The sequence below is a fragment of the Rhizobium sp. P1_E1 genome (assembly GCF_056406015.1).
In genome coordinates this window covers 1-10,352 of sequence record NZ_JBFUAY010000163.1, presented here as the reverse complement: position 1 = coordinate 10,352, position 10,352 = coordinate 1, and the positions used below count along the sequence as shown (strand labels likewise).

8 protein-coding genes are annotated in these 10,352 nt (G+C 62.9%); 6 read left to right on the top strand and 2 right to left on the bottom strand.

The features are described from left to right. From AC1D1Z_RS29550 to AC1D1Z_RS29525, 6 genes are all read left to right on the top strand, one after another. The coding region (locus tag AC1D1Z_RS29550) for an oligopeptide/dipeptide ABC transporter ATP-binding protein (RefSeq protein ID WP_477852473.1) at positions 1-185 on the top strand (185 nt) is incomplete at its 5' end. Further along, positions 185-1,018, top strand: a complete 834-nt coding sequence (locus AC1D1Z_RS29545; protein WP_477852472.1) for a 5-deoxy-glucuronate isomerase — start codon at positions 185-187, stop codon at positions 1,016-1,018. The genes AC1D1Z_RS29550 and AC1D1Z_RS29545, both read left to right, overlap by 1 nt. Before the next feature lie 68 nt (positions 1,019-1,086). Further along, a complete protein-coding gene (locus AC1D1Z_RS29540) occupies positions 1,087-2,952 on the top strand; it encodes a GH39 family glycosyl hydrolase (RefSeq protein ID WP_477852470.1) in 1,866 nt (621 codons plus the stop codon). Positions 2,953-2,981: 29 nt separating this feature from the next. Next, a complete protein-coding gene (locus tag AC1D1Z_RS29535; RefSeq protein WP_047620452.1) occupies positions 2,982-3,800 on the top strand; it encodes a sugar phosphate isomerase/epimerase family protein in 819 nt (272 codons plus the stop codon). A 4-nt stretch (positions 3,801-3,804) separates the two neighbouring features. After that, positions 3,805-4,821, top strand: coding sequence for a hydroxyacid dehydrogenase (locus tag AC1D1Z_RS29530; RefSeq protein WP_047620453.1), 1,017 nt, complete (start codon positions 3,805-3,807; stop codon positions 4,819-4,821). Further along, positions 4,818-6,239 carry an enolase-like domain-containing protein gene (locus tag AC1D1Z_RS29525; RefSeq protein ID WP_130719317.1) on the top strand — a complete coding sequence of 474 codons (1,422 nt, stop codon included), beginning with the start codon at positions 4,818-4,820 and terminating at the stop codon, positions 6,237-6,239. The genes AC1D1Z_RS29530 and AC1D1Z_RS29525 overlap by 4 nt, the downstream gene beginning before the upstream one ends. Before the next feature lie 584 nt (positions 6,240-6,823). Here AC1D1Z_RS29525 and AC1D1Z_RS29520 read toward each other — a convergent pair. After that, a complete protein-coding gene (locus tag AC1D1Z_RS29520; protein ID WP_477852467.1) occupies positions 6,824-9,970 on the bottom strand; it encodes an efflux RND transporter permease subunit in 3,147 nt (1,048 codons plus the stop codon). Beyond that, on the bottom strand, positions 9,970-10,352 hold a 383-nt coding region (locus AC1D1Z_RS29515; RefSeq protein WP_477852466.1), incomplete at its 5' end, for an efflux RND transporter periplasmic adaptor subunit. The genes AC1D1Z_RS29515 and AC1D1Z_RS29520, both read right to left, overlap by 1 nt.

Sequence of the window (10,352 nt, the reverse complement as noted above, 5' to 3'; positions counted from 1 at the left end):
ATCCTGCCCATCCGCCTCCCGGCTGCGCGTTTCATCCTCGCTGCCGCTACGCCACCGAGCTTTGCAAGCAGGAGGTGCCGGCGCTGCGTACCGTCACAGCCGATGGGCACGAAGTGGCCTGTCACTACGCCGAATCCTTGTCGCTTAATCCCTTCGCCGACCGTACCGTTCCGGAGTTCAATTGATGCCCGAATTCATTCCACGCTCCGAGCAGCGTCCCATTGTGRATACCTCCTCCACGACGCTCGATCTTATCTACTTCGATCTCGTCACGCTCGCCTCCAACGAGCAGGACGTCCGGCGGCTGCCCATGCACGAAAGCCTCTACGTCGTGCTGTCGGGGCAGGTGGATATCGAGGTCGATGACATCATGTTCGAAGCGGTGGGCCGGCGAGCCGATATCTGGGGAGGCGATGCGGACTCGGTTTACGCGCCGGTCGGCGCCAATGTCCGGATATCGGCTCGTGGCGCGGCGGCGGAAGTCGCCATTGCCGGCGGCCTCTGCGACACGCGTTACGCCGCGTTTCGCATCACGCCGGATGAGGTCGACGCGGTCAATGTCGGCTCGTCGGACACGCACAGCCAGCGGCGGATCGTCCACCTGCTCGGACAACGACAGAACGGACGCTGCGGTAACCTGCTGGTGAGTGAACTCTATGCCGGCGAGGGCTGCTGGTCCGGCTATCCCCCCCACAAGCACGATACCGAAGACGGCGATGTCGAGACCCGGCATGAAGAACTCTATCACTACCGCTTCCAGCCCGAGACCGGTTTCGGCAGCCAGATCACCTATGATGAAGACGGTCCGGTCAAGATCCTCATGACCCGCAACGGCGACACAGTCCTGGTCGACCGGGGTTACCACCCGACGGTCACCTCGCCGGGGCACCGAGGCTATATCTTCACCATTCTCGTCGGCAAGCATCGGCGGGGGCTGATCCAGCGCTTCGATCCCGCCCATCAGCATCTGACCAAAACCATCCCCGGCATCGATGCGATGCGCGACAAGTTCAAATAATCCCGCTCCTGGCCTCGTGTGCCGGCATTGCGGCGCACCGCCAACTTCCGCCCAAGGAGAGACGACCCATGCGTGAACGTACGCGAATAAACGTTGATGCCAGCGAAGCGGTACGCCCGTTCAACCGGTTCTGGCGCGGCACCGGCTTTTCGCCCGCCGAGCTGCTTCTCGAACCTGAGATGCGCCAGATGCTTGCCTATATCGGCGGCCTGCCGAATGAGGGCATCAAGTTCCTGCGTGTGCATTATCTCTACAATCTGCTGAGCGCAAAGGGCGGGGCCGGCTATGACTGGTCCCTGCTCGATCGCGCGCTGGACGTGATGATCGAACACCGCCTGAAGCCGTTCTTCGAGCTGATGGGCAACCCATCTGGCTTGTTCACTGACTATGAGGACATGGATCAGGTCAGGCGCTGGCGGGATCTCGTGACGGCAACAGTCGACCGTTATGGCGCGCGTTACGGCATGGACGAATTGCGCACATGGTATTTCGAAACGACGAACGAGGCCGATTCCGGCTGGTGGACCTACGGGATCAAGGGTTACACCAACTATTACGACGCCTGCGTCGCCGGGCTCGACGCCATCGATCCGAGCCTGCCGATGGGCGGCCCCGGCACCGCCCGCACGCTCTCGCCGATCTTTCGCGCCCTCATGGCCCATTGCGACAGCGGCATGAGCTGCCTGACCGGCAGTGGTCCGCCGCGGATCGACTACATCTCGATCCACGAAAAGGGCGTCAACGGCAGCAAGGAAGACCTGACCCCGAAAACCAACGCCATCGTCGACCGCACCTTGCTCGTCGTCGACTATCTCAATGAGCACCACCCGCGCCTGGCGGGCCTGCCCATCATCAACGACGAATGCGATCCGCAGCTTGGGTGGAGCGATCACCATAGCTGGCATGGCAAAGCCTATTACGCCGGCATCATCGCCCGCATCATCGAACAGCACGACCGGCGCATCATCGCCCCGAAAGCGGCGAATTTCACCTTCCTCAGCAATGACCACGCCTTTATCGGCGGCTGGAGCCAGCGCACGATCTTTGCCTATTTCGGTTCGCGCAATTTCACTAAGGCGCAGTGGGAGCACAAGACCAATCTGGATATGCTGGTCACGGATGTCGACAGCGCGCCGCCCYTCGACATCATCAAGAAGCCCGGCCTCACATCGATGGAACTGCTGGCAACGCTGGGCGATACCGTTTGCAAGGTGACGGCCGAACCGCCGCTTGCTCCCGACCAGGATGGCCTGTCGATCCTGCCGACACGGCTTCCGGGCGGCGGTGTTTCCATCAGCCTCATCCATAGCGTCGATGCCATCAACCGTTCGGGCCGGACCGCCGTCCGCCTCGAGGTGAGCGGCTTGGTTCCCGGCCGGCACGCACTTTGCCTGCTGCGCATCGACGAGGAATTCACCAATCCGATGGAGGTCTGGGAGGCCCAGCGCGACGAAACCAATCCGCGCGGCCCCTTCGAGCCGGTCGGCGCACCGCCCGCACCGACCGAGGCGCAGTTTGCCGAACTGCGCCGGGCGCAGGAGCCCGCCTTGCTGCATCCGATCAGCGTCGTCGCGTGCGACGAAGGCCGGATCAGTGTCGACCTCGATGTGCCATTGCCGTCGCTGACGCAGGTGCTTGTCGTTCCCGATGTCGGCGTGCCACCGGCGGCACCGACCGGCCTTGTCGTCGAACGTTATCTTGGTCTTGGCGGCCGGGAGGAGCGCATGCTGTTCTGGGCTTCCGGCGATATTAGCCCGGCCATCTTCTACGATGTCCTGGTCAGCACCAATGGCGGGACTTTTGAAAAGGTCAGTCCCGCGCCGCTGATCTCGACGGCATTCCTGCACATGTCGCCGCCCGAGGGCGCGCGTTATGCGGTCTGCGCCCGCGATGCATTCGGCCGCCGCAGCGAGCTTTGTGTTTCCCGCTCATGAACAATGCCTTTCTGCCTGGGATCTGATCGATGGATATCGCTTATTTCACCAAGACCCTGGAGGGTCTGCCGCTCGAGGAGGCGGCCGGGATCACCGCCGGTTTGGGATTCGACTGTGCCGATCTTCTCATTCGCGATGGCCACGCCGTTTCCCCTGACAGGCCGGAGGAAATCGTCAAGGCCGTGACGCTCTTTGCCGCGGCCGGCCTGCGGACGCCGATGGCGACCATCGACTCCACCCGGCCCGACGATGCCGCATCCCGGCTTCTCGGTTGTTGCGGCGAGGCTGGCATCGGGCAGGTCCGGCTTGGCTTTTGGCGCTACGACCCGTCGCGGCGCTGGCAGGCCCAGCTTGATGAAGCACGGCGTGATCTCGACGGCTTCGAGCGCCTGGCCGAACGCTTCGCCGTCAAGCTGACCCTCCAGCTTCACGGCGGCACCCTGCACAGCTCGGGCGCGCTGGCGGTGCAATTGCTGGCCGGGCGTGATCCGGTCAGGATCGGCGCCTATCCCGATCCGGCCAATCAGATCATTCGGGAGGGAAGCGAGGACTGGCGTCTGACCCTCGATATTCTTGAACCGTGGTTCTGCTGCATGGGCGTCAAGAACAGCGGTTGGTTTCCCGGCGCTTGCGGACCTCACGGCCAGCGCGCATGGCATTCGGACTGGTACGGGCTCGACGAAGGCATGGTGCCCTGGAACGAAATCGTCCCGCACCTGGTGGCCACTGGATTTGCCGGGGTGCTCTCGATGCATTCCCAATACCGCGTCTCTCGAGAGCAGGCGCTCGACAAGGTCCGCGCCGATCTTGCCCATCTCAGGCGCCTGGTCGCCGCAGCGAAAGAGTAGAACCATGAACGAACAGGCTCCCGTTATCGCCGTACTGCTGACCGAAAAAACCCGCCGGATGATGCTGGACGACGCAGCGATTGCCCAGTTGAACGCCCTTGGTGAGGTGCGTTGGCCGACCGGCGCCACAGTCGACACCACCGATGTCGACCACCTGCTGCAAGGCGCCACGGCATGTCTCACCGGATGGGGCACGCCGCCCTTCGATCCTGCCGCGCGCCAGCGCCATCCGCAACTCGCCCTTGTCGCCCATTCGGCAGGCAGCGTCCGAACACTCGTTCCCGCCCGTCTGTTCGACGATGGCATTCGCGTCACCCATGCCGCCTCGAAAATTGCCGCTTCGGTTGCCGAGTTCGTCGTCGCCGAAGCGCTGCTCGCCATGCGCGGCATTCATCGGCTGCATCATCAATTGCGCAACGGCGGCGAATGGCTCGACGTCCGCGCCGCCGTGCCGCAGAGATTGCTGGGCGCCAGAACGGTCGGCATCGTCGGCGCCGGATATGTCGGCCGGGCGGTCATGCGCCTGCTCGTTCCATTCGGCTGCCGCGTACTGGTTGTCGATCCCTTTCTCCACGATAGCGAGGCTGCTGCGCTCGGCGTTTTCAGCGCTGGGTTGAACGATATGCTGGCTCAGAGCGACGTGATCTCGCTGCATGCGCCTGTCCTGCCCGAAACGCACCGCATGATCGGCGCCCCCGAACTGGCGCTGCTGCGCCCCGGCGCGCTGTTCATCAATACGGCGCGCTCGCAGCTGGTCGACGAGGCGGCTCTACTCGCCGAGATCCGCTCCGGCCGCATCGAGGCGGCTCTGGACGTCTTTGACGACGAGCCGCTGCCTCCGGATAGTCCGTTCCGCGATCCCGCACTGGCCAATGTCACCATTTCGCCGCACGCCGCCGGTCACACCGAAGAGGCGCATCTCGCCCAGGGGCAGGCCATGGTGGATGAGATCGGCCGGCTGCTTCGCCGCGAACCGCTCCATCATGAAGTCTCGCGCGCCATGCTCGACCGCATGGCATGACCATGGACGGAAGCATTGGAGGTTCCGTGACGGCGCCGCGTATCAGAATCATCGAGATCGACGCCTTCGAGCGCGATATCAAGCTGCGTCTGCCGTTCCGCTTTGGCGCGGCAACTCTCGAAAAGGCGCCGCAAGCCTTTCTCAGGGTCCGTCTCGAGGATGAAGAGGGGCGAACCGCCCTTGGCGCCGCCGCCGAGATGATGGTGCCGAAATGGTTCGACAAGAACCCGGCGCTGACGCCGGCGCAGAATGTCGATCAGTTGCGCAGCTCGATCCGCACTGCTGCGGCCGCTTCGCTCGGACCGTCGGCGCCGACGACATTGTTTGCCGCCGCCCGCCTGAACGAGATGGAAACCGTGCGGCGTTTGCCTGGAAATCCGTTGGCCGCCTGTTTCGGCCCTTCGCTCATCGCCCGCGCCGCGCTCGATGCCTATTGCCGCCTTGCCGGCATTTCCTTCTTCGAGGCGGTGCGGGGCAATCTCGTCGGCATCGGCGGCCCCATGCTGCCCGACGATATCGACGCGGATGCAGCGTTGGCGGTGCTTTCCGATCTTCGTCCTGCTGGCTCGATCTCAGCCCGGCATACGATCGGGCTTCTCGATCCRATCACCGAGGGCGATGTCGTCCATCCCGTCGATGACGGCCTGCCGGAAAGCCTCGAGGCGGTGATAACGCGCTATGGCAACCGCTGGTTCAAGATCAAGCTTTCAGGCGCGATCGATGCCGATATCGACCGCCTGATGCGGATCGCTGCCGTGCTGGACCGCATGCCCGACTATCGGGTGACGGTCGACGGCAACGAACAGTTTGGCGCCGTCGAACAACTCGCCGCCTTGCTGGCGCAAATCGAGGCGATGCCGCAGCTGGCGAGGTTGCGCACGGCCATTGCCTTTGTCGAACAGCCGTTCTCGCGCGCAATCACCATGGATACGCCGCTGGGAGATCTGGCGGCGCAATTCCCCTTCCTGATCGATGAGAGCGACGACGGCGATGGCGCCTTCGCCTCCGCCAGACGGCTCGGCTATACCGGCGTCTCCTCGAAAACCTGCAAGGGCATTTACCGTTCGTTACTCAAGGCGATCCGCATCAGAACCGGAACGGTGCCGGGACTGTTCCTCTCGGGCGAGGATCTGACCTGCCAAGCCGGGCTCGCCGTGCAGCAGGATCTGGCGCTGGTCTCGCTGCTCGGCCTCTCCCATGTCGAACGCAACGGTCATCACTATGTGGCCGGCATGCAGGGAGCGTCGCAGGCGGAGAAGGCGCGCTTTGCCGCGGCCCATCCCGATCTCTACGAGCAGGGAGCCGACGGACCGCTGCTGTCGATCCGCGACGGCCGGATCGCCATCGCTTCGCTCGGAACGGTCGGCTACGCCAGCGGCGCTTTGCCCGATTTCGAAGCCATGACGCCATTGTCATGACGCCCGGCAATATTCAGCATGAGATAGGGCGCGCTGCCCTGTTGAACTGTTTGATCTGTCCAGCAAACGCGTGCTGATCACCCGGAGCATCAATCACCCCGTTCCTCCAATTGAAATGTCTTCCAGTAGAGCATCACGCTCTATTCGAACATTTTCTGCGCGGCCTGATTGGATCCAGGGACTTAAGAAAGCAGAAATTGAGATATAATTCTTTGAATTAAGCTTCAGCAACCACCGCCAAATCTCGGCAAGTATGATTTTCCGCTCCGCGAGGCGGCAACGCAGAATAATTCGATGTGCCTTGGACACACGACACTCCGGATTGAGCTGAGGTCGAACTCTAATAGCTGTGCGGATGTTAAGCGCGGTTAAGGAAGTGTAAAGTTTGGTAAAGGTTCTTTCTGTGACACAGCGAGGTACGCTGTTGGCAGGGAAGATGCAGGACGCGCAGGCGGCGCGAGGCCGCCTGCGGGGGAACACGTCCCGCGGTCTCGTTCCGGGGGAGGGAATTCGACCGAAGAGGTTGCCATGAAGGTCGCCGGGCGTCGCCGGTATCGGGCGCTGGACCAGCTTGCCAAAAGCAGTCATCTCTGACCTTGCCCTCGCTTCGAAAGCCCGGGCTTGAAGGTGATCGCCGCGCGATCGTTAGATGCCTGCGGTTCCGAGTCGGCGGTATCAGGCCCGGTCCGGCGCACGAGGCGCTTGAGCGCCTCGTTGAGGTCGTCGACAAAGGTGAAGATGACGGGGATGACGATGAGGCTGAGCAGCGTCGACATCATGACCCCGCCGATCACCACGATCGCCATCGGCTGCCGGAAGCTGGAATCGCCGCCTGTCAGGCTGAGAGCGACCGGAAGCATGCCGAATGCCATGGCGATGGTGGTCATGATGATCGGTCGCGCGCGCTTGTGACAGGCATCCACAAGGGCATCGAACCGCGACATGCCCTGGCGACGCGACATGATCGCGTATTCGATGAGAAGGATGGAGTTCTTCGTCACCACGCCCATGAGCATGAGCAGCCCGATGACAGCGGACATCGAGAAGCTGGTTCCGGTCACCACCAGCGGCACCAGCGCACCGCCGAGCGAGAGCGGCAGAGCCATCAGAAGGGTGAGTGGCTGCAGGAAGTCGTGGAAGAGCAGGACGAGGACTGCGTAGATGCAGAACACGCCGATCGCCATTGCAAGGCCAAAGCTCTGGAACAGCTCCGAACTGCGCTGAAGCTCGCCCTGTTCGACAAGGGTGACCCCCGGCGGCAGGCGCCTGAGTGCCGGCAGAGCCTGCGCCTCGCGGTTGACATCGCCCAGGATGCGGCCGTTGAGCTCGACGGAAAGGGTGACATTGCGCATCCGATCGATGCGGTCGATCTCCGACGGGCTGCCGCCGATTCGGATATCGGCAATCGATCCGAGATCGACATTGCCGTTCGTTCCGGCCACCCGCATGTTCTTGATATCGTCGAGCTTGGTGCGTGTCTCGGGGCTGAAGCGGACGACGATGGGAACCTGGCGCTGTGGCAGGTTGAGCTTCGGCAGATCGGCGGAATATTCCCCATTCGTCGCCACGCGCACCGCCTCGGCGATGGCGCTCGAGGTCACCCCGAGCGCTGCAGCGCGCGCAAAGTCGGGCGTGATCTGGATCTCGGGCGCTTGCCTGGCCGCTGTTGATGTCACCGCGCCGATGCCCTGCAGCGTGCGGAGCTGTTCCTCGAGCGCCGTGCTTGCACTGTCAAGCGCGTTGGCATCGTCACTGGCAAGGGTGATCTCCAGCTTCGTGCCGTTGCCACCGCCGCCGACCGCGACCCGCACACCGGGAAGCACCGAGAGAGCCTGCCGGATGTCGTTTTCGATTTCCGACTGTTTGCGATCGCGCTCGCCGATGGGCGACAGCACAGCGACGATCGTCGCGGATCCGACGCTGCTCGTGGTGCTCGAGTCGGGGCCACCGCCCGAGGATGCGGAACCGACCGAAGAAAAGACATGTGTCACGTCCTGGAGCTTGCCGACGAYATCGGCGGCCTTCCTGGTGGTGGCGTCCGTCTGCTCGATAGTGGCACCCGGCTGCATGGTGAGCGTGATCTGAGCTCGCGCGTCGTCGGAAGCGGGAAGGAAGCCGGATTTCAGGAGTGGGATGGTGGCAAGCGAAAGCGCGACGACGACGGCAGTCACTGCCACCGTGGTCTTCCTGCGGTTCATGGCGGCTTTCACGATTGCCAGATAGGCGCGCATGACGCGGCCATCCTTTTCCTCCGTCGGATGGGCCTTCATGAAATAGGCGGCCATCATCGGCGTCAGCAGGCGTGCGACGACGAGCGAGACGAGGACCGCCACCGCGGCGGTGATACCGAACTGGCGGAATATAAGTCCCGGTATGCCGCTCATGAAGGCCGTCGGCAGGAAGACCGCGACCAGCGTGAAGGTGGTTGCAATGACGGCGAGCCCGATCTCGTTGGCCGCCTCCAGAGCGGCGTCGATCGGCCGCTTGCCCATCTGCAGGTGGCGGGCGATATTCTYGACCTCGACGATGGCATCATCGACGAGGATGCCGACCACGAGCGACAGCGCCAGCAAGGTGACGATATTCAGGCTGAAGCCGGCCAGGTACATCACAAGGAAGGTCGGTATGACCGACAGCGGTAGCGCCACGGCCGACAGGATCGTCGCACGCCAGTCCCGAAGGAAGAGCCAGACGACGATGATCGCCAGGATCGCCCCTTCGTACAGCATGTGCATCGAACCATCGTAGTTGTCGATGATCGGCCCGATCGTGCTGTAGGCCTCCTCGATCTGCACGTTGGAATGTTTGGCTGCGAACTGTTTCATAGCCTTGTCGACATCGTCCGCGACACCGCTGTCCGAAAACCCGTTCGAGCGCTTGATCTCGACCGCGACCACCGGTTTACCGTCGAGATAGGCCATCGAAGAACGCTCCGCGAAGCTGTCCGTGACGGATGCGACGTCATCGAGGCGAACCTGCTGCCCGTTGGCCAGGGGAATTCTAAGCTCTTTCAGAGCGTCAACCGATGCCACGGCGCCGAGCGTGCGCAATGTCTGACGGGTGCCGCCAATCTCCCCAAGGCCACCCGAAGTATCGGCCTGAACCGACTTCAATTGCGCCGACACAGTGGTCGCGGTGACGCCGAATGCAGCCATCGTTGTCGGATCGAGGTCGACGTGAACCTCGCGGTCGACACCGCCGATGCGGTTGACCTGTCCGACGCCCGGTACCGACAGGAGCGCCTTGGTCAGATCGTTGTCGATGAACCAGGAGAGCTCGGTTTCATTGAGGGCCGTAGACCGGATGGCATAGGTGACCAGCGCCGAACTCTGCACGGTGACTTTGGTGACGCTTGGCGTCTGCATCTGCGCCGGCAGATCGGCTTGTGCGCTGTCGACGGCGTTGCGAACCTCGTTCAAGGCCGTTTCGCTGTCCTTCTCCAGTTTGAAGGAGACACTGATCGACACCGTGCCGTCGGTGATCGTCGTGGTGACGTGGTCGAGATAGCTCAGCGAGGCAAGATTGTCCTCGATCGTGCGGGCGACCTCCGTCTCGAGCTGCGCCGGCGCGGCGCCATCGAGCGTCGCGGTAATTTTGATGGTCGGGAGATCCATATCGGGGAAGTTCTGGACCGGCAGATGCTTGAAGGCCAGCAAACCGCCGACGGCAAGCATCGCAAAGAGCAGGATTGCCGGTACGGGATTGCGGATCGAAAATGCGGAAAAGTTCATCAACCTTCTCCCGCAATCTTCACGAGATCGTTGTCCGACAGAAACGCTCCGCCCGACGTCACCACTCTCGCCGACTTATCTATGCCGGAGACGATCTCGACTTCGCCGTCGGTGCGACGGCCGGTCTCGACCCGCACCCGTCTTACCCGCTTGTCCTCGCCGGCTGCAAAGACGTAGTTTATGCCGTCACGGAAAACGATCGCGGTCTCCGGAACCGTCAGCGCCGGCGTGGTCCTCAATTCGATGGTGCCGGTGACATAAAGACCGGTGCGCGGCTGAACGTCCTGGGGAAGCGCGACATAGACGATCGCCCGGCTTGTATTGGTGTCGATCGAAGGTCCGACGAGCCTCACCTTTCCCTGAATGGGTCGTCCGTCCGGCC

What these genes read in the sequence shown, in the direction of transcription:
- AC1D1Z_RS29530 (WP_047620453.1), top strand. Translation starts at nt 3,805, where the DNA reads ATGAACGAACAGGCTCCCGTTATCGCCGTACTGCTGACCGAAAAAACC.
- AC1D1Z_RS29535 (WP_047620452.1), top strand. Translation starts at nt 2,982, where the DNA reads ATGGATATCGCTTATTTCACCAAGACCCTGGAGGGTCTGCCGCTCGAG.